24 protein-coding genes are annotated in these 19,627 nt (G+C 42.8%); 15 read left to right on the forward strand and 9 right to left on the reverse strand.

Annotated elements, in window-relative coordinates:
• Positions 1-156: 156 nt before the first annotated feature.
• A complete protein-coding gene (gene map / locus EWV84_RS01735) occupies positions 157-1,002 on the reverse strand; it encodes a type I methionyl aminopeptidase (protein WP_286825711.1) in 846 nt (281 codons plus the stop codon).
• Between the two features lie 131 nt (positions 1,003-1,133).
• Here map and trxA point away from each other — a divergent pair, with 131 nt between their 5' ends.
• The 7 genes from trxA (at position 1,134) to EWV84_RS01770 (ending at position 5,345) form a co-directional block, all read left to right on the forward strand.
• On the forward strand, positions 1,134-1,451 hold the full coding sequence (gene trxA / locus EWV84_RS01740; RefSeq protein WP_149979133.1) for a thioredoxin: 318 nt from the start codon (positions 1,134-1,136) through the stop codon (positions 1,449-1,451).
• Between the two features lie 33 nt (positions 1,452-1,484).
• Positions 1,485-1,769, forward strand: a complete 285-nt coding sequence (locus EWV84_RS01745; RefSeq protein ID WP_045360724.1) for a DUF427 domain-containing protein — start codon at positions 1,485-1,487, stop codon at positions 1,767-1,769.
• Complete coding sequence (gene coaD / locus EWV84_RS01750; RefSeq protein ID WP_002758057.1) at positions 1,766-2,239, forward strand: pantetheine-phosphate adenylyltransferase; 474 nt, start codon at positions 1,766-1,768, stop codon at positions 2,237-2,239. Before EWV84_RS01745 ends, coaD begins: the two co-directional genes overlap by 4 nt.
• A 36-nt stretch (positions 2,240-2,275) precedes the next feature.
• The gene (locus EWV84_RS01755) at positions 2,276-2,935 is read left to right on the forward strand and encodes an ATP synthase subunit B family protein (protein WP_287076022.1); all 660 of its coding nucleotides are present in this window, start codon (positions 2,276-2,278) and stop codon (positions 2,933-2,935) included.
• Positions 2,936-3,091: 156 nt separating this feature from the next.
• Positions 3,092-3,889 carry a hypothetical protein gene (locus tag EWV84_RS01760; protein ID WP_287076024.1) on the forward strand — a complete coding sequence of 266 codons (798 nt, stop codon included), beginning with the start codon at positions 3,092-3,094 and terminating at the stop codon, positions 3,887-3,889.
• 106 nt (positions 3,890-3,995) lie between these two features.
• Positions 3,996-4,838 (forward strand): dihydropteroate synthase, encoded by an 843-nt coding sequence (folP, locus tag EWV84_RS01765; protein ID WP_287076026.1) that lies wholly within the window; start codon positions 3,996-3,998, stop codon positions 4,836-4,838.
• 48 nt (positions 4,839-4,886) lie between these two features.
• Complete coding sequence (locus EWV84_RS01770; RefSeq protein WP_002758047.1) at positions 4,887-5,345, forward strand: cupin domain-containing protein; 459 nt, start codon at positions 4,887-4,889, stop codon at positions 5,343-5,345.
• 17 nt (positions 5,346-5,362) lie between these two features.
• Here EWV84_RS01770 and EWV84_RS01775 read toward each other — a convergent pair whose 3' ends face one another.
• Together EWV84_RS01775 and EWV84_RS01780 are read right to left on the reverse strand one after the other, a co-directional pair.
• The gene (locus EWV84_RS01775) at positions 5,363-5,563 is read right to left on the reverse strand and encodes a hypothetical protein (protein ID WP_036389287.1); all 201 of its coding nucleotides are present in this window, start codon (positions 5,561-5,563) and stop codon (positions 5,363-5,365) included.
• A 324-nt stretch (positions 5,564-5,887) separates the two neighbouring features.
• Positions 5,888-6,760 (reverse strand): Rpn family recombination-promoting nuclease/putative transposase, encoded by an 873-nt coding sequence (locus EWV84_RS01780; protein ID WP_287076029.1) that lies wholly within the window; start codon positions 6,758-6,760, stop codon positions 5,888-5,890.
• A 40-nt stretch (positions 6,761-6,800) separates the two neighbouring features.
• Between EWV84_RS01780 and EWV84_RS01785 the strand changes: the two genes are divergently transcribed.
• The 7 genes from EWV84_RS01785 (at position 6,801) to EWV84_RS01815 (ending at position 15,363) form a co-directional block, all read left to right on the forward strand.
• Entirely contained in the window at positions 6,801-7,691 is an 891-nt protein-coding gene (locus EWV84_RS01785) for a S66 peptidase family protein (protein ID WP_287076031.1), read from the forward strand.
• 61 nt (positions 7,692-7,752) lie between these two features.
• A complete protein-coding gene (locus EWV84_RS01790; protein WP_286826662.1) occupies positions 7,753-8,730 on the forward strand; it encodes an SDR family oxidoreductase in 978 nt (325 codons plus the stop codon).
• A gap of 23 nt (positions 8,731-8,753) precedes the next feature.
• Positions 8,754-9,671, forward strand: a complete 918-nt coding sequence (locus EWV84_RS01795) for an NAD(+) kinase (RefSeq protein ID WP_046663339.1) — start codon at positions 8,754-8,756, stop codon at positions 9,669-9,671.
• Positions 9,672-9,750: 79 nt separating this feature from the next.
• Positions 9,751-10,539: an ion transporter gene (locus EWV84_RS01800; protein ID WP_287076033.1), complete on the forward strand. Its 789-nt coding sequence runs from the start codon at positions 9,751-9,753 to the stop codon at positions 10,537-10,539.
• Between the two features lie 184 nt (positions 10,540-10,723).
• Entirely contained in the window at positions 10,724-11,746 is a 1,023-nt protein-coding gene (hemF, locus tag EWV84_RS01805) for an oxygen-dependent coproporphyrinogen oxidase (protein WP_286826660.1), read from the forward strand.
• Between the two features lie 255 nt (positions 11,747-12,001).
• Positions 12,002-12,976: a tRNA lysidine(34) synthetase TilS gene (tilS, locus tag EWV84_RS01810; protein ID WP_287076035.1), complete on the forward strand. Its 975-nt coding sequence runs from the start codon at positions 12,002-12,004 to the stop codon at positions 12,974-12,976.
• 86 nt (positions 12,977-13,062) lie between these two features.
• Complete coding sequence (locus EWV84_RS01815; protein WP_287076037.1) at positions 13,063-15,363, forward strand: ATP-dependent helicase; 2,301 nt, start codon at positions 13,063-13,065, stop codon at positions 15,361-15,363.
• Here EWV84_RS01815 and EWV84_RS01820 read toward each other — a convergent pair.
• The 4 genes from EWV84_RS01820 to EWV84_RS01835 all read right to left on the reverse strand — a co-directional run bounded on the left by EWV84_RS01820 (position 15,328) and on the right by EWV84_RS01835 (position 17,957).
• Positions 15,328-15,567, reverse strand: a complete 240-nt coding sequence (locus EWV84_RS01820) for a DUF6737 family protein (RefSeq protein WP_158200090.1) — start codon at positions 15,565-15,567, stop codon at positions 15,328-15,330. The two genes, EWV84_RS01815 and EWV84_RS01820, sit on opposite strands and share 36 nt — an antisense overlap.
• 189 nt (positions 15,568-15,756) lie before the next feature.
• Positions 15,757-16,638 (reverse strand): 4-hydroxybenzoate solanesyltransferase, encoded by an 882-nt coding sequence (locus EWV84_RS01825; protein WP_287076040.1) that lies wholly within the window; start codon positions 16,636-16,638, stop codon positions 15,757-15,759.
• Between the two features lie 182 nt (positions 16,639-16,820).
• Positions 16,821-17,318, reverse strand: coding sequence for a DUF427 domain-containing protein (locus tag EWV84_RS01830; protein WP_286826655.1), 498 nt, complete (start codon positions 17,316-17,318; stop codon positions 16,821-16,823).
• Between the two features lie 123 nt (positions 17,319-17,441).
• Positions 17,442-17,957, reverse strand: coding sequence for a DUF1499 domain-containing protein (locus EWV84_RS01835; protein WP_287076043.1), 516 nt, complete (start codon positions 17,955-17,957; stop codon positions 17,442-17,444).
• Between the two features lie 70 nt (positions 17,958-18,027).
• Here EWV84_RS01835 and EWV84_RS01840 point away from each other — a divergent pair, with 70 nt between their 5' ends.
• On the forward strand, positions 18,028-18,231 hold the full coding sequence (locus EWV84_RS01840) for a ssl0294 family protein (RefSeq protein WP_002762986.1): 204 nt from the start codon (positions 18,028-18,030) through the stop codon (positions 18,229-18,231).
• A 73-nt stretch (positions 18,232-18,304) separates the two neighbouring features.
• Here the strand turns inward: EWV84_RS01840 and EWV84_RS01845 are convergent, their stop codons facing one another.
• Positions 18,305-18,769, reverse strand: a complete 465-nt coding sequence (locus EWV84_RS01845; RefSeq protein ID WP_287076046.1) for an SRPBCC family protein — start codon at positions 18,767-18,769, stop codon at positions 18,305-18,307.
• Between the two features lie 275 nt (positions 18,770-19,044).
• Entirely contained in the window at positions 19,045-19,287 is a 243-nt protein-coding gene (locus EWV84_RS01850; protein WP_287076047.1) for a hypothetical protein, read from the reverse strand.
• Positions 19,288-19,627: the final 340 nt, after the last annotated feature.

The raw sequence follows: 19,627 nt of genomic DNA on the forward strand, positions 1-19,627 counted from the left end.
CAGGGGGAAAATTCAGGTACTTTTTCCCTGAAAATTAGGTAGTTGACCACCTGAAAATCGGTAAAACCCATCCCCCATCCCCCAACCCCCAACCCCCAACCCCCAACCCCCAACCCCCACCGAAAAACTTTTTCAGCAGACCCTAGATAGACAATTTTATAGGTTATTGCGCTCGGTTAAGATTTCGTACCCCGTGGCGGTTACTAAGACAGTATGCTCAAACTGAGCGGAGAGAGCATTATCCATCGTCACCACCGTCCAACGATCGCGCAAAGTTCTGGTATGTTTAGATCCCGCGTTGACAATTGGTTCAATTGCCAGAGTCATTCCGGTGCGGAGTTTGACATTGGCTAACTGATTAGTGCGAAAATTAAATACCGAGGGTTCTTCGTGGAGATTTCTGCCGACTCCATGACCGGTAAAATCTTCTACCACTTGGAAACCGTTAGCTTGAACGTGATCTTCGATCGCTCCTGCAATATCGAGCAGATAATTGCCAGCTTTTACCTGATTTATGCCTTTATATAAGGCTTCTTCCGCCACGCGGATTAATTTTTCGGCTTTTGGAGAGACGGAACCGATAGCGATCGTGATACAGGAATCCCCATGATAACCTTGGTAGTAGGCCCCCGTATCTACCTTTAACACAGAACCAGCTTTGAGGCGTTTTTTCGGGCTAGGGATACCGTGAACGACTTCGTTATCGACGGAGGCACAAATCGAGGCAGGAAAGCCATAATAACCTTTAAAACTAGGGGTAGCACCCATTTCGCGGATACGTTTTTCCGCGTAGGCATCCAGATCCGCCGTCGTCATTCCGGGTTGAGCGATCTGGGCAATTTCCTTAAGGACTGTGGCGGCAATTTTACCCGCTTGTCGCATAATAACGATTTCTGCGGCGGATTTGGTTTCGATTCCCCGGCGGCTTTTCTGTACTCGCGGTGAACCTACTTGCTCTGGGGTTTTAGTTTCGGGAAAAAGCAGCTTGGTTAGGATGTTCATGGACAGTTGGCTCAGAGTCTGTACTTAACTTAGCATTTTCCCAGCGATCGATGACTGCTCTGGAGAAATCAAGGAATATTTAGAAAAGCTATAGTAGGAAAAAGGCTATTTTTCCGGCGAGGTGACAATTTATGGCAGTCAAAAAAGAGTTTTCCAGTTTTCAGGAACTGTTGCAAACCACTAATCTCCCCGTGTTAGTGGATTTCTATGCCACTTGGTGCGGTCCTTGTCAAATGATGGCTCCGATTCTAGAACAAACGGGAATGTATTTCAAAAATCGCCTACAAATTGTCAAAATTGATACAGACAAATATCCCAATTTAGCCAGTAAGTATGGTATTCAAGCTTTACCGACTTTAGTAGTCTTTAAAAATGGTCAACCGATCGATCGAATCGAGGGAGTGGTGCAGGTTAACCAACTGGTTCAACATTTACAAACTCTGTTGTAAGATAATTTTGAACCAGAACTAGGAGTTAGTGTCATGGCAAAGGCGATTTGGAATGGTGCAGTGGTAGCGGAAAGCGATAACTGCGAAATTGTCGAGGGAAACTACTATTTTCCCCCCGATACCATCAAAGCTGAATATTTTCAATCCAGTAACACCCATACCATTTGTTCTTGGAAAGGAGAGGCTAGTTATTATACTCTTAGGGTAGATGGACAGGACAATAAAGATGCCGCTTGGTATTATCCCGATCCTAAACCAAAAGCCCAAAATATTAAAGGATATATCGCTTTTTGGCGAGGTGTGCAGGTTGAGAAATGATCGCCATCTACCCCGGCAGCTTTGATCCAGTTACACTCGGTCATTTAGATATTATCGAACGCAGTGTGCCACTATTCGAGCGAGTAATCGTGGCAGTTCTCTGCAATCCCCATAAAAACCCCTTATTTACCGTCGAAAAACGCATAGAACAGATCAGTTACTGTACAAAACACCTGAAAAACGTTGAGATAGACAGTTTTTCAGGATTGACGGTTGAATATGCCAGATTGAAAGGCGCTAAGGTGCTGTTGCGGGGGTTGCGGGTCCTCTCAGACTTTGAAAAAGAACTGCAAATGGCACATACCAATAAAACCCTCTGGGAAGGGATCGAAACGGTTTTTTTAGCCACCACCAAAGAATATAGTTTTTTAAGCAGTAGCGTGGTTAAAGAAATCGCTCAATTCGGTGGCTCCGTCACCCATCTAGTCCCAGAAAACGTTTCTAGAGATATTTACTCATACTACAGTTAACATACTAGAATACAGCAATGAGGACGATCTGAACCTATGGCGCGCCGAGAACCTAATGATCGCAGAAAAGCAGTACCTAACACTTCTAATAGTGGGGTTCCCAGTCCACCCGTCGATTTCGATATCTATCAGGATTTGGCGCGTCTGCAAGAGATGATTTTTGATAGTTTCCATATCCCCCTCACCCATTGGACAATCATCGATGAGGGACAGATATCCGAACAGATCGATCTCATCTATGAAACCGTGCCACCGGCAGTACAGAAAGCTTTAGCAATTTTGCAGGAAGAACAGGAAATTATCACTAAAGCAGAAGAATACGCTCAACAAGTCCTTCGTTCCGCTCAACAAAGGGCTGCCCAAATTCTCGATGAGTCCGGTATTATTCAACAAGCAGAACGGCAAGCGGCCCAAATTCGTCAACGGGTTCAGCAGGAGTGTGAATCCTTGCAACAACAAACCCTCGATGAAATCGAACAGATGCGTCATAGCACCGTGCAGGAAGTGCAACAGTTACGACAAAAAACCCAAGCTGAATGTCATGAAATTCAAAAAGGCGCTGACGACTATGCTGAAGCAGTTTTAGAACATCTCGATCGAGAATTAGGGGAAATGTTACAAGTTATTCGCAACGGTCGTCAACAGGTAAGATCGAAACCAACATCGTCAAAAAATCTACCCGGAGAACGTCCTTAATCAGTGATCAGTGATCAGTGATCAGTTATCAGTTATCAGATGTAAGTTTTAAGTTAATTAGTTAGTTATCTTCATCTTTATCCCTGATTACTGTTTGCTTACCACTGAAAAGCAGCCAACCCCTAATATCTCACTGATAAATGATCACGGAATTTCATGAATAACCCCTCCTCGAATTCCCATCTATTCGGACGCTTTCTTAGCGGGTTATTCAGCTGGAAAATTTGGTTATTTGTCCAGATATTTCAAGGCAGTAAAAGCTTTTATCGATTCCTGTATCATTATTTATATCGTCGTCCTAAAATCGATCGCATTCTCGGTAGCGATGTCATCTATATTCCTGAGAAAAAACTTTATAGCATTCCCCTTGATGTGCTGAAAATGGAGCGGCAAATGGTTAATAGTGATCGCCAGCAGTTGACTTCTATTACTACTTGGAAAGTTAAAACGATTCATCCCAGCATCACCGAAACCGAGATACAATTCCACGATATTACCGTCGATTTACAACAGGTACACCTGATTAAATCAGACCTTGATAACTACGATTATACTAATACTCGCCGCTTGGCTCCTCTGGTGAAAACCTTGCTTTTTGAAATTAACCCCAAAATTGCCAGTTTAGTAGAAAAGAGAAATCAATTACATAGACTGCGAAATCTGGCCGCATCTTCCGAAATTTTTCATTCACAAACCCGATTGTACGATCGAGCAATTAATCAAGTCCAGCTAATTATTTATCAAGCGGAAACTTTGAGACAAGAATGTTTAAAATTTATCCGAGAAACCCTGATCGAACGGGAATTAGTGCAATCCGATATCGATACCAATCTCGTTGATTTGCCCCTCGATTTTGCTAGTCAATATCAACTAATTCAAGAAAAATATCAACTCTGGAAAGAAGAAGTACAAGCTTATTTTGAATTAAAAGATTCTTCCCTCCCTAAAAATTAACTATCACCGTCAGTTATCAGTATTCAGGAGATTATTTTTATTTATTCTCCCTGCTCCTTTTTCCCAGTTCCCACTTTCCTATACTTTTGAAACAGGATTTAGTATTATGTCAAGTTTAACGGCAATTCGTGAACATATTTTTGCTTGGGGAAAACGCACCTATATCATGGGTGTTTTAAACGTTACTCCCGATAGTTTTAGTGATGGGGGAGAATTTGACAATGTTGAAAATGCCCTGCTACAGGCGATGAAAATGATCGAGGCCGGGGCTGATATAATCGATATCGGTGGTCAATCCAGCCGTCCGGGAGCCGAAGAAATTAGCCTAGAAGCAGAATTATCGCGAGTTATCCCCGTAATCACTGCTATTCGACAACAAAGTTCTATTCCTATCTCTCTCGATACTACCCGGGCGATCGTGGCAGCCCAAGGTATCGCCGCCGGGGCCGATTTGATCAATGATATTTCTGGGGGAACCTTCGATCGCCTATTATTGCCCACGGTGGCTAAATTGGCCGTTCCCATCATCCTCATGCACCTGCGGGGCAATCCGCAAACCATGCAATCTCTAACACATTATGACGATTTAGTCAAGGAAATTAAAGAATTTTTACAGGATCGCGTTAAGGAAGCTTTACATTGGGGTATTGCTAGGGAAAATATTATCATCGATCCAGGGATTGGTTTTGCCAAAACCGGGACACAAAATCTTGAGTTATTGCGAGAATTAGGGCAATTTCGGGATTTAGACTTACCTATTTTAATTGGATTGTCGAGAAAACGCTTTATTGGCGAGATTACAGGCAAAGATGACCCAAAAGAACGAGTTTTCGGAACGGCGGCGGCCTGTGCAATAGCGATCGCTAAGGGGGCCGATATCCTGCGCGTCCATGATGTGGATGCGATCGTAGATGTGAGTAAAGTGGTGGACGCAATCGAGCGAAGTTGAAAATTTTTGCTAGTCTTAGAATCATCCACACTTCGATCGAAATCAGCGATGAATAGCCAACTAACTAGCGATCATTGTATGTTACCCGTGATTCGATCTCCCCGGGATTATCAAGTTTTTCGCATTAGTGCTGGGGATACGAATCGTTTAGCGATCGTCTTCGATTCTACCGTAGCGGGGGATTCCTTGACCGTTTGTGTGGAAATTTTCGATCCCCACGGTCGCACCCCTACCCATCGTCATCATTTTGCCGTAGAAATGTTTTTTATCCTCAAAGGGGAAGGAATGGCTATCTGTGATGGTAAACCGATTCCCCTGGGTCCGGGGGATAGTTTATTAGTCCGTCCCACAGGTATTCACGAGATTAGAAATGTGGGGGACGGAAGACTTTATGCACTATGTTTTATGGTTCCCAATGAGGATTTTTCGGAATTAATTCGTAATGGCATCCCAGAGGAGTTAGACGCAGAAGATTTAGAGGTGTTGATGGGAACTATTAAAGGATAATCAAGCAATATCATCCCTTAAATTTTGGGCTTTTTTTCTAGAAAGAGGGCGATAAAAAAGGTAAAGGTTCCTCCCAGAAGTCCGAAGATTAGCCAATTTAATCTTGGATAGCCTTTATTGATAGCGATGACTGTAGCAATGCCACCGATGAGACAATGCCAGAAAAAAAGCAACAAGAATAAATCCAAGCTCAGGGAAATATCACCAATTAGTTTCATATTTTCTCAGTAGAGCGATAGAGTTAATTGTTTAGATAGCAAATCTCTAGAATTTTTCCAATGACCGAATCCCTGACCCGATTTTATGTTTATTAACCTTTATAAGTATTTCTCTTATTTTTTTGTCCAAGGCCATTTTGTTCCCATCTCGGTTAAAGCTGAAAAAACTAGATAGAGAATGAGAAGGGCAACACAAAAGAGAAAAGTCAATAAGTCGTTATTCATCGAGTTATCGCTGATAGCCTAAAGGTCACTGATTCGCTACTATTCATTTTCCCAATACTTAGCAATTGCTGCTTTTCTAGACTGTTTAAACAGGATTGATTATTGTTGCTGTTGTGCCAAATAGTTAAGCACTGTTTCCAGAGTCAAGTCTAAGCGTTCCGAGATTTGTTGCGGGGTTAAACCGAGGTCTTGCAGTAGAGGAATTGTTTTCAATTTTTGCAAGTTTATTCCCTGTTCAATTCCCCGTTCAATTCCCCGTTCAATTCCCCGTTCAATTCCCTGTTCAATTCCCCGTTCAATTCCCCGTTCAATTCCATCTCCAAAAGCTTCTTGATAGAAACGAGTTTGTTTTAGGTCTTGCAGTTCCAACATAGCTTCAATTTCCTCCCGACTTTTTTGGGGTAACTTATAAATGATTATCGTTTCGATTAAATCAATGACATTTTTCTGTACTAAGCGATCGCTCACTTCTCTTTGAGCCTGTTTAATTAAAATCTTAGCAGAATTGATAGCTTGACTCTCACTTTCCGTAACCAATTTGATCATGGCGATCGCTAAGGAAGGAGTCTCGTCATTTGCCAATTCATCCAGATAGATTCTTTTAATCCTTGCTAGGGATAACAAATCTGCAAATTGCTGGGGATGTTCTCGCTCAATTTCTCGGCTAGGATAAATAACAACTATCTGCCAGGGTGACACAGGTTTATACTGTCTAAGATATAAGAAAAGTTCCGAAAATAATCGATAATATAGGTCTTCATCCTTTTGAAACTGCACTTCTACCAGATAAAAGGGCGAATTTTCTAGATGATCGAGCGGCAAAAATAAACCATCCAATCGAAAAGCTAGTTGTTTAACTTCTTGGGAAGTAAATCGATAATTGCTAACCATAGCATCGGGTTGAGCGATTAATTCAAAGAACGAATCGGGAAAATCGAGAAACATTCGATAAAATATGCTGTCAGTTTTCATGCTGCCACAAAATTGCCTGTAATTTCAGCTTAATCTGCCTATGATCATCCCATCATTTCTGCAACCCGGTGCTAAAGTTTCTCTGGTGGCCACCAGTGGAGCCGTCAAGGAATTAGTCGCCCTAGAAAAAGGCGTAGAAATCTGGCGATCGAGGGGTTATCAAGTGGAATTGAGCGAGAATTGGGACAATCGTCTCGGTTATCTCGCTGGTAGCGACGAGCAACGTCGTCAAGCTTTAGCCCAAGCATGGCAAGATCCCGATTGTCAAGCAATTCTCTGCGCTAGGGGGGGTTACGGTAGCGCTCGCCTCTTGGAAAATTGGACATGGGCAAAAACTAACCCGAAATGGTTAATCGGTTTTTCCGACGTGACGGGGATTTTATGGAGTTTAGCGAAACAGGGTATTTGTAGCGTTCACGGGGCAGTTTTAACCACCTTAGCCCAAGAAAGTCCCCAATCAATCGATCGCCTCTTTTCTCTTCTGGAAGGTCGTCCTTTAGCCCCTCTTGTCGGTCAAGGTTGGGGTGGGGGCAAAGTGCGGGGACGCTTATTACCAGCTAATTTAACCGTAGCCACCCATCTCCTCGGAACCTCGGTTCAACCCACCCTAGAGGGGGTAATTTTAGCCCTAGAGGACGTAACCGAGGCCCCCTACCGGATCGATCGAATGTTAACTCAGTGGCGAATGCTGGGCATTTTCTCCCAAATTAAAGGCATTGCTCTCGGTCGTTTTAGCCGTTGTCTGGCAGCCCCCGACAGTGATAGTCAAACCGTAGAGGAAGTCTTAAAAGAGCGTTTGGGCGATTTAGGCATTGCGGTTATTGCTGAGTTACCTTTCGGTCATGATGGCGATAATGCCGCTTTACCGGTGGGAACAATGGTAGAACTGGACGGGGATCGGGGAATCTTAGAATTTTTCTATCCCCAATGATCCACTTTTTTGATAGTATCTTAGAGAAGTGTTAACAAATGTAACAAAAAATTAATTATAGATGAAAGTATTAGTTGTCGGTGCGACAGGAACCCTAGGGCGACAGATCGTGCGTCATGCCATCGATCAGGGACATCAAGTGCGTTGTTTGGTACGCAGTCAGAGAAAAGCGGCTTTTTTGAAGGAATGGGGCGCAGAATTAGTCGGGGGAACCCTACGGGATAAGAGTACCATTATTGCCGCTTTAGAGGGAATGGACGCGGTGATCGATGCCGCTACTGCCCGGGCGACGGACTCAGCCAGCATTAAACAGGTGGATTGGGATGGTAAAGTTAATCTGATTCAAGCGGCCAAAACTGCGGGAGTTGATCGCTTTATTTTCTTTTCGATTCTCAATGCCGAAAAATATCCCAACGTGCCTTTAATGGAGATAAAACGCTGTACCGAGAAATTTCTAGCAGAATCGGGGTTAAAATATACAATTCTGCGTCCCTGTGGCTTTATGCAGGGTTTAATCGGTCAATACGCCATCCCGATGTTAGATAATCAAACGGTCTGGATCACGGGGGAAAGTACAGCAATCGCCTACATGGACACCCAAGATATCGCCAAATTCGCCGTTCGCGCCCTAGAAGTCCCCGAAACCGTCGGTCAATCCTATCCTGTGGTGGGCAGCAAAGCTTGGAAAGCTGAAGAAATTATCGAAGTTTGCGAACGCTTATCGGGTAAAGAGGGCAAAATTTGGCGTTTACCCATGGGATTACTGCGTTTTATGCGGGGAATAAGCCGTTGTTTCCAATGGACTTATAATATATCTGACCGACTAGCTTTTGCGGAAGTTCTCGCTAGTGGTCAAGCTCTTGATGGCCCAATGGAAGAAGTTTATCAAGTATTTGGCCTTGATCCGAGTCAAACAACTACTTTAGAATCCTATTTACAAGAATACTTTAGCCGCATTCTCAAGAAGCTCAAGGAAATCGACTTCGAGAAACAAAAAGCTCAGAAGAAGAAGAAAACTCCTTTCAAAAAGAAAGCGTGAACCAGCAGTAGGAAAATTTGTCAATGCCCAAAATCGGCATTATTTACAACGATATTAAGCCTATCGCTTGTAAAACAGCCCATCAGATACAAGATCAGCTACTTTCTTTAGGTTGGCAGGTGTTTATGGCTACCGGCAGCGGTGGCCTGCTAGGCCATTCCAAACCCTCTCGTCCGGTTTGTTTTACCCCGATCGATCAGTTAGTCCCCCCCCACTTCGATCAGGATTTAAGTTTTGCGATCGTGTTGGGGGGTGATGGTACAGTCCTATCGGCGGCCCGGCAGTTGGCCACCCTCAATTTGCCCCTGTTAACGGTCAATACGGGACACATGGGCTTTTTGACCGAAATTTACCTAAATCAGCTTGAACCCGCCTTAGAGCAGGTTTTAGAAGGGAATTACACCATCGAAAATCGCTCGATGATCACGGTGCGACTGTTTCGCGAAGATACCCTCCTCTGGGAGGCACTTTCTCTCAATGAGGTGGTCGTCCACCGGGAACCCCTCACCAGTATGTGTCATTTTGAGATTCAAATTGGTGAACACGCACCCGTCGATATCGCTGCCGATGGGGTGATTCTCTCCACTCCTACCGGTTCTACTGCCTATGCTCTCAGCGCCGGGGGTCCGGTAATAACTCCTGATGTGCCGGTATTACAATTAGCCCCCATTTGTCCCCATTCTTTAGCTTCGAGGTCTTTGGTATTTTCTGACAAGGAAACGGTAAATATTTTCCCAGCAACTGCTAATCGGATGGTGATGGTAGTGGACGGTAATGGCGGTTCTTATATCTTGCCAGAAGATCGAATTAATGTGCAGAAATCGCCCCACCAAGTCCATTTTATTCGTCTGCAATCGACGGAATTCTTCCGCATCCTCCGGGAAAAACTGGGTTGGGGTTTGCCTCATATTGCTAAACCAACTTCGGTGGAATTGCCTTAATCAGTGAGCAGTGATCAGTTATCAGATGTGAGCTTTCAGTTCACTGATTACTGGTTACTGTTTACTGATAGCTGAATTTATGATCCCTTTTCGTGCCAAAATAGCTTTTTATTTAGAGGATGTCACCACGGCGATCGGACTGACGGTAAATCTGCTTATCTTGGCATTAATTTTACTATCTTTGGGGATTTATGTGGCTCAAACCTATCCCTTATCCGTCACTTTGCAAATGTGGTTACGTCAGCTTGATTGGGGAATTTTAAGCTTATTTTCCCTAGAGTATTTAATTCGGTTTTGGTGTGCGGAATCAAAACTAGGCTTTGTTTTTAATATTTTTTCCATTCTAGATTTATTGTCAATTTTGCCCCTATTTTTTGGTTTTTTTGATATTAGGTTTTTTAGAATTTTTCGCTGGTTTAGAATTTTGCGAGTGATTCGTTTTTTTGGTTCCGATCTCTCTATTTTTCGGATTAAAACTTCTGATCAGATAGTATTTACTCGCATATTACTAACTCTATTCTCGATTATTTTTGTCTATGCTGGTTTAATTTATCAGATCGAACACCCGATTAATCCTCAAGTCTATCGGACATTTTTTGAGGCTTTTTACTTCGCCGTTGTCACTATGACTACCGTGGGATTTGGGGATGTAACTCCCCTTTCTGATGGGGGCAAAATGGTGACAGTTTTAATGATTTTAACGGGAGTTTTGTTAATTCCCTTGCAAATTAGCGATCTGACTAAACAACTATTAAAATCTGGCACTCAAATTGATTATCCTTGTCCAGATTGTGGTTTACCCCGTCACGATATAGATGCCAATTTTTGTAAAAACTGTGGGGCAAAACTCTTAAAAAAACCTGATTGAGACTAATTCGGGCGAAATTCAGGAGCCGGTCGCCGGTCGTCAGGAGATTATTTTTATTTATTCTCCCCACTCCCCCACTTCCCCACTTCCAATCCGTCTAAATGTTAAGTTAAGTATCGAAGAGCGGCCGTTTCATCACCCAGTAGTAATATAATCACTGAGTTATCAACTTTGATCCTTGAGTATGACTGCATTCACCACAACCCCCACCCTTGCCAATTTGCCGGCCAGTGACAGCCGTAGCCGCGTCAGTGAATTTATGAAATCCCTACAGGATGAAATTTGTCAGGGATTAGAAGAAGTGGATGGACAAGCAAAATTTATCGAAGATAGTTGGCAACGGCCCGAAGGTGGCGGCGGACGTTCGCGAGTTTTGCGGGAAGGGGCAATTTTTGAACAAGCAGGGGTGAATTTTTCGGAAGTTTGGGGGAAAGAATTACCTCCTAGCATTGCCAAACAACGGCCCGAGGCTGCCGGTCATGAATTTTATGCCACGGGAACCTCGATGGTCTTGCATCCTCGCAATCCTTATATTCCCACGGTTCACCTCAATTATCGCTATTTTGAAGCAGGTCCGGTTTGGTGGTTTGGCGGTGGCGCTGATTTAACTCCCTACTATGCTTTTGAAGAAGATGCTAGTCATTTTCACCGCACTTTTAAACAGGTTTGCGACCAACATCATCCCGAATATTATCCCGTTTTTAAACGCTGGTGTGATGAATATTTTTATCTCAATCATCGTCAGGAAGCCAGAGGCATCGGCGGGATTTTCTTTGATTACCAAGACGGTTTAGACCCTCTCTATCGTGGTCCTTTTGCCGAAAGTGATGCCGCTATCTATTCAGAAAAATTATCTCCCCAACAACCCCGCAACTGGGAAGAAATTTTTAGTTTCATTAATGACTGTGGCCGGGCTTTTCTACCCGCTTACGTTCCTATTGTCCAGAAACGGCACTCGACGGAATACGGTGACAGAGAACGTCAGTTTCAACTCTATCGTCGCGGTCGTTATGTAGAATTTAATTTAGTTTATGATCGTGGCACAATTTTTGGGCTGCAAACTAACGGTCGTACCGAGTCGATTTTGATGTCTTTACCTCCTTTAGTCCGTTGGGAATACTGTTATCAACCTGCACCAAACACCCCAGAAGCAAAACTCTATGATGTCTTCCTAAAACCCCAAGATTGGGTTAATTGGCAAGCTTAAATCAGTTATCAGTTATCAGTTACCAGTTACCAGTTATCAGTTATCAGTTACCAGTTACCAGTTACCAGTTACCAGATTTGAGTTTTAAGTGAGCATTATGTATTAAGTGAGCAGTATTAAATAGCAGTTTCCTACTGTCTTTTTACTGTTTACTGATCACTGATTACTGTTTACTGATCACTGATTACTGATCACTGATTACTGTTCACTGAAAATACTTTTCACACCCTTGTCAAGTAAATAAATCTAAAAATTTTGGCTAATTTTTGGACACCTCTCCATACTCGTCTGGAAACCACGGTGAAAAAGGGACAATTACTACCTAAAAATGCGTCTCTGTTAGTGGCATTGTCGGCAGGTCAGGATTCCCTCTGTTTAGGGCAATTATTGCTGGATTTGCGCTCTCGTTGGGGTTGGCAACTAGCGATCGCTCATTGTGATCACCGTTGGTCCTCCGACCGAGGATTAGTCACTCATGTGCGGGAAATCGCCGAAATTTGGCAATTACCTGTTTATATTACCACCGCACCCCCCATGGCGGAAACTGAAGCCAAGGCCAGACAATGGCGTTATCAAGCTTTACAAACAATAGCCCAAGAACAGGGTTTTAATTATCTTCTCACGGCACACACGAGGAGCGATCGAGCGGAAACTTTTCTTTATAATCTCATGCGCGGGGCAGGTAGTGATGGACTTTCTGCCTTAACTTGGTTGACAAGTTTAACCCCAGATATTTTTTTAGTCCGTCCCCTCTTAAATGTCACTCGCGGGGAAACTTTCGCTTTTTGTCAAAGTCGAGAATTACCGATCTGGTACGATCGAGCTAATGAGAATTTACGCTATGCTCGCAATCGCATCCGTCAGGAATTATTACCCTACCTGCAAACTAATTTAAATACCCAAATCGAAAAACATCTCGCCCAAACTGCCGAAATTTTGGAAGCAGAAAGCGATTATTTAGATAGTATTGCCCAGGATATTTTTCGCCGGGTTATCGATCTAGATCAACAAAGACTCGATCGCTCCCCTTTACAAATTCTACCTCTAGCGATACAAAGACGAGTGATTCGTTTATTTTTGGCTCAATATTTACCCTCATCCCCTAATTTTGCCGAAGTTGAGTCAGTGGTTAATCTCATTACCGGTGTTAATCGCGATGCCACTTCCTCCTTAACCGGCAAAATTCGAGTAGAAGTACAACAAAATTGGCTATATATCAGTGATCAGTGATCAGTTATCAGTTATCAGATTACAGTTTTAAGTGGACAGTGTTAATAGTAATACAATTAAACTAAAAATAAAATTGGCGTAGAATAATGAGCGAAACTAAAGTAATTGATCGAGAAAGTTTACTGGTCAATCTCCGGCAACAACTGCGAGCCGGACAACAGGAATTAGCCGATTGGCAAGGGGGAAAAATGGCCATTTCTGCGGTGCCAGGGGCAGGAAAATCCCACAGTTTGGCCGTAGCTGCCGCTATGGTTATTGCTCGTGAGCAACTTCATGCTAAAAAACAGTTAATTATTGTCACCTACACGCGCTCGGCTGCCGCTAGTATTAAAGCTAAAATTAAACAACGCTTGCAAGATTTACAACTTTCGGCCCAAGGTTTTAGCGTCCAAACTCTGCACGGACTGGCCCTACAATTGGCCCGTCGTTACTCGGAATTATCGGGATTATACCTCGAATCTTCTACCTTAGTTATTCCGACTCCTAGCCACAGAATTATTAGAAACTCGGTGGAAAAATGGCTAATTACTGACCCAATTCGTTATCAAAAGTTATTAGAAGGAGTGGAATTTGATGGGGAAGAAACAGAAAGATTACGCCGTCAATCGGTGTTGAGAACCGAAATTTTACCTAGTCTTGCCTATACGGCCATTCATGAGCTAAAAAGTTCGGGATTATCACCGCAGCAAGTCTGGGAATTAAGCCACTACACCGACGATAATTATCAAATTCTCGCTATTGCTAGTGGTTTGTACCAACAGTATGAAATCCTGATGCGTCAGAAAAACTATATAGATTATGATGACATGATTTTAGGAGCCTTGCGAGTATTAGATGAAGAAAAAATTCGCCGACAATGGCAAAAATCTGTCTTTGGAGTCTTTGAAGATGAGGCACAGGATTCTAGTCCTCTCCAAGAAAAACTAATTACTATTTTAGCAAAAAATAATGACGGTGAAATACCTAATTTAATTCGCGTGGGCGATCCCAATCAAGCGATTAATTCTACCTTTACCCCTGCCGATCCTGTTTACTTTAATTGGTTTTGTGAAAGTTGTCAAAACGAAGGCAATTTATCCACTATGAACCAAGCAGGTCGCAGCAATACTAAAATTATTGAAGCTGCTAATTTAGTTTTACAATGGGTCGATCGAGATTGGAAACAGGGAAAAGATAATCATAAAGTTACCGAGGCTCCTTTTCGAGTTCAAGCGATTCTTCCCGTCGGTGCTGAAGATCCCCAACCTAATCCAGTTAAGGAGGGAAAAGGATTAGAAATTTATCAACCCGATGACATTTATCAAACAGTGGAATTAATTGAAAAACGTCTAGTTAAATTATTCCAAGAAAACCCTCAACATAATGCGGCTATCCTCGTCAGAGAAAATCGACAAGGACACTTTTTTGCTCAAAAATTTGCCCATTTTTATAAAAGTTATCAAATCAGAATTTTTGAAGCTAATGAGATCGATCGCTTTTCCCAAATTCCCGCCGAAATGCTGAAACTATTAGCTTTTGTCGAACGTCCCCACTCTCCCGATTATCTCAAGGGGGCTTTAGAAGTGCTACAATTTAGGGGTTTAATTACTGCCCAAGACTTAAATCCTTTAGTTACCTATCCCGAACAATTTCTTTATCCCACTCCCCTCGATCCTGAACTCAAATCTAACGAAAAAATCGCCCGTCGTTATTGCTGCAGTCTATTAAAAGCTAGATTAGAATTACCCCATTATCAACTCTTATCTTTTTTCGCTATGACTCTCCAATATTCGGGGTCAGAATTAGCCACTTTGCAAAAATTAACCGCCCGTATTTATCAGGAAACTGCTGGTAATAGTTCTCTAAAAAATACAATTAATACTCTCAATGAAATTATCGCCTCCGAGCGCTTTGAAGGAGTGGAAGAAGATAACGACGATTGTTATACTCGTCCCGGACAACTGACGATTATTACTATGCACAAAGCCAAGGGTTTAGACTGGGATTATGTTTTTATTCCCTTTCTTCACGAAGATATTATACCTGGTAAACCTTGGGTTCCCAATGGGGCGAAATTTTTAGGAGATTTTACCCTCGCAGAAGTGGCCAGAGCGCAAATTCGAGCAGCGGTTCACCAACGCTATTTAAACCCCGACAGCATACCAATTATTCCCCCACCTTTAAGCGCTTGGTTAGAAGCTGGACAACTTAAAAAAGCTGAAGAATACCGACTTTTGTATGTAGCGATGACGCGAGCAAAAAGACTTTTATGGATGTCGAGTGAAAAAAAAGCTCCTTTTCGTTGGAACACTTTTCGCGGGGATGAAAGTAGTCAATTACAGGATAAAAATCCCTGTCCTGTCTTTCCTGTTTTAATCAATGCTTTCCCCGATTCTTTCTGTGTTTAACTGTTGCTGCAGCGTCCGCGGATAAAGAATTAGGAAGACAAACCACCAAAGGAGTATGGGAATAGATAGGAGTAGAGTTAACCAGAGACGCTGGGTTAAAAACCAACACCCAGCAATCAGGGTAATTCCCGTCAACAGAATCGACCAAGGTTGACACCAACGGGGTTTGTGATCCCAAACGTTATCGGATTTCGAGTTAGACATTGGTTAAGGATCGGTAATTTAAGTAGTAGGACAAAATTAACTTCTTGGTTAGGATAGGCAAAAGGCAAGAGGTGGTTAGATATGTCTAATTAATTCTGTCTGGCTAGTTACTAACTCAATTTTAGAGCGATCGAGTTTAAAAAACACCTAGGAAGACCGAAAGAGTAAAAAATTACTCTATTTACTTATTTAAAAATAACTCCCTGCAATCATACCCGCTAATAAAATAAAACCGACCCAAACATTTTGACCGAACATTTGACCATAAACTGGTTTGGGTAAATCCGATTGACGTAACAGCCAGTATTGACGCAACCAAGCGATCGCCGCTAGACACAACCCTAGCCAAAAAGAGGCTGATAACTGCATTTTTTGCCCCTCCCAAGCCAATAAACCCACTGTTAGGGCAAAAAAGACCCCCACGGCTTCCGGGGCGTATTTGCCGAAAAATATGGCACTAGAGTTAATACCAACCTTGAGATCATCCTCTCGATCGGACAGAGCATAAATTGTATCAAATGCCAATGTCCAAAAAATCACCGCTCCCCATAATATAAATGTATTACTATTTAAGGATCCGGTGACGGCACTCCAACAGATTAAAACCGCAAAACCCCAAGCGAGAGAAAGAACCAATTGGGGTACGGGAAAAAAACGCTTGGCGAGAGGATAGCAGATAATCAAGGGAACGGCGGCTAAACATAGGCAAAAACTCAGGAAATTGAGATATAAAGCTAAAATTGCGGCAGAAAAGAAAGCAATCAGAGCGATAATCAGACCAACCTTGATCGATAAAGCTCTGGCCGCTAAAGGACGGTTACGGGTGCGATCGACTTGTGGATCGATATCCCGATCCCAAAGATCGTTAACTACACAGCCGGCGGCGCTAGTGGCCAAAGTTCCCAAAATGATCACCCCGATCAAGGGTAGCGGTGGCACCCCGTCTGCCGCCAAAAATACCGCCCATAAAGCGGGAATCATCAAAATTAACCTACCGGCGGGTTTATCCCAGCGCAAGAGGCGAATAATCGTCATCCAAGTGGGTTCTAGATCGGGTTGGGATATAGTCATAATTTCTCGTCAAAAGTAGAAACTAGGAGTTAACGGGTGTGGGGTGTAGGGTGTGGGGTGTAGGGTGTGGGGTGTAGGGTGTGGGGTGTAGGGTGTGGGGAGCAGGGAGAACAAAGCTGCCTCTTGCCTTTTGCCTTTCCTAACCAAGAAGTTAATTTTGCACGACTACTTACTTAACCTGATTACCAGCCCCAACTATTGGGAACGCCTTTAAACGGACCAACCACATCGGAGGTTATCCATCCCCCGTAAAAGTTACCCGGTTGCGCTTGTACTAATTCACCGTCGGCATAACAAGCGGTCATTTTGGCGGGATAAAAAGCCAGATAATCCTTAATTGCCTGAAACTCTGGTGTTGGCTCCGGATAATACCAAGCGGCGTTAATTACCTGTTGGTCGCCAACGGTGATATTGTAATATCCCGCTAGACCTTTCCACTCACAAAAAGACTTTTCTGCTGTGGCTTGCAGGTATTCCATTTTAATATCTTGGGGTGGTAGATAATAAACTGGGGGATGACTGGTTTCTAGAACTCGATAACTGCTTTTAGTATCGGCAATTATCACACCATTAAAGATAATTTTTAGGTGTTTAGGCGATAATTCTAGGCGCGGGGGACGCGGATAATCCCAGACGGATTCCTGTCCTGCTTTTGCTGGTATCGGTTGGGGACGAAACATAATTTTTCAAGTTTATAGTATTCAGTTATCAGTTATCAGTTATCAGTTTTGAGTTTTAAGTGAGCATCATCAAATGGCAGTTTACTGCTGTCTTTTCACTGCTTACTGTTTACTGCTCACTGCTCACTGCTCACTGCTCACTGAAAAGAGTTTTCTCAGGGTTTCCACTCGCTCTCGATTGACATTTAAATCCGATTCTCCTAACCGGGAGGCCGAGCGAACATCGATCGCATTTTTGCTAGGATTAAGAGAAAATTCCACATCATCGACAAATCCCATCCATTGACTGCTAAATTCGGCGTAGAGATAGTTACTATCTTGGTTAATAATTTTAGTTCTCGGTTGGGAAGCGATAATTTTAGCTAATTGCTCGATCGCTTCTTTGCCGCTACCCTGATAACTAAGGGGTTCGATCGAATGAGCCTGATCCTGACTCTGACTACTAACACAATTAGGAGTGACCGGACAAGGGGCCAGTTTACCCTCCCTGACTCCCAAATAATCGGGACGAGTACCTGCGAATAAACTGACGCTATCGGGAGCAATTAACCTAATTCCTAGCCAGATGAGCAGTATTCCTAGGAAAATAAACGGGGTTAGCCGGAAAGATTTTTTCACCGTGTCGGAAGTTTCAGTCATGCTAGTCTTACAGAATCACTTCAATTAACTTAACATTGATAGGTGTGACAATATCAGGAGATAGAATAAGATGTTTCTCGATGAATTACAACCCGTTGTTAAAGAACTGATTCAACAACCGATCGCTTTTTTCGGTGGTTTTGCCTCGGGATTACTGCGCTTGAAACTTTCGGACGATCCCCTCAAAAAATGGTTAGAACAGCAGGGATTAGTCAGTTTTAACGACAATAATCAGGATAACGGTAACGGTCCCCAGTCGATCTCGATCGATTAGGGATCAGGGGTTAGCTGTTGGGGATAAGGGTATTCTCCCATCCCCAACACCCCCCGCTTACCACTGCATCAGCTTAACTTTCGGCTGAAAGTAGATAAATTTCCTCGGCTACTCGTTTTAAGCGTCTTAATTGCGCTTCCATATCCTTTTTAGTCCATTTGGCGGCGAATTGCTGGAATCCCCACCCCACAACCGGATTAGGAATGGCAAACTCAAAACGATTGATTAGACAAGTGCCGCGATCATTGGGTTGACATTCCCAGCGATCGCAACCGCGAAAAAAGCCTTCAAATTGCCAGACAATTAACCCCGGTTCTCTCTCAATCACCGTACTTTTCAGCGTCGGCTGAATTAGGGGGATTTGAATCAAAAAACGACTTCTACCACCGATATCGGTCTTCCAATCCCCGATAGGTTCACAAACTAACACCGGATTCAACCAGCGACGCATTAACTCTAAATCCGTGATACAACGCTCCACCGTCGTGGCACTAGCTTTAATCTGAATTGATTGTTCAAATACTTGACAAGATGACATTGATCTGCTTATAAATTGCTGGCTGAGAATTTCGGTAGTCGGACAAAAATAAAGTTAACTGTTTAGACAAGGCAACAGTAAGGGTTTTGTACTTGGTTACATTTCTTAACATTGAAGTATAACCTAATTTGCTACCCAAAACGAAAACTTCCTACCTCACCATTAAGATAACTGCTCTCAGGCTCACTTTTTCACTAGCTTGAGCAACTCTCGAAAACGTTGGCGTAAACCCTCAATATTAACTGATAATAACATTGGTATCGAGAACAAAGCGTTTAGTCATCTTCATTTAAGAGAGATTCTAAAATTTCAGGTGTTAATCCTCTCTCTTGTGCTTTTTGTCCAATAGTATCCATCGTTTTATATAATTTGTCCAGAGATTCTTTTCTAGATAAGGTTGAAGACTGAAGATAAAAAGCGATTTTTTCTGCTATTTTTTGGCGTTCTTCTTCCGTTGCATTCCAATAATTTTCAGCAACATCTAAAGGAACTTTGATTTCTGTTTGATAATTTGTCATAATTATATTTTCTTAGTTTAGTAGTAAAGAAATTTAGTCGGAATTAATAGCCTCCCTTCAGACAGCGTTACAGTAAGGCGATGAAATTGATCGGGGATCATTATGCACAGTCCTCTAACCGACAGTTTTACAATTAATACTGTACTTTGAGTGAGTGAATAACGCTGTATTTACTCTACAAGGGAGAAGTTAAACCGAAATTTAGAAGTTTCAGTTACTAACTAGGGTCTGCTGAATAAATCTAAAAACCTTGTTGGGTAAGACTTTTAGACTTTTTGTCAATCAAAAAGTACCAGGCATGGGAGTGATCAGGGGGAAAATTCAGGTACTTTTTCCCTGA

This window comes from Microcystis sp. M_QC_C_20170808_M3Col (assembly GCF_007095505.1).
Taxonomy (GTDB): domain Bacteria; phylum Cyanobacteriota; class Cyanobacteriia; order Cyanobacteriales; family Microcystaceae; genus Microcystis.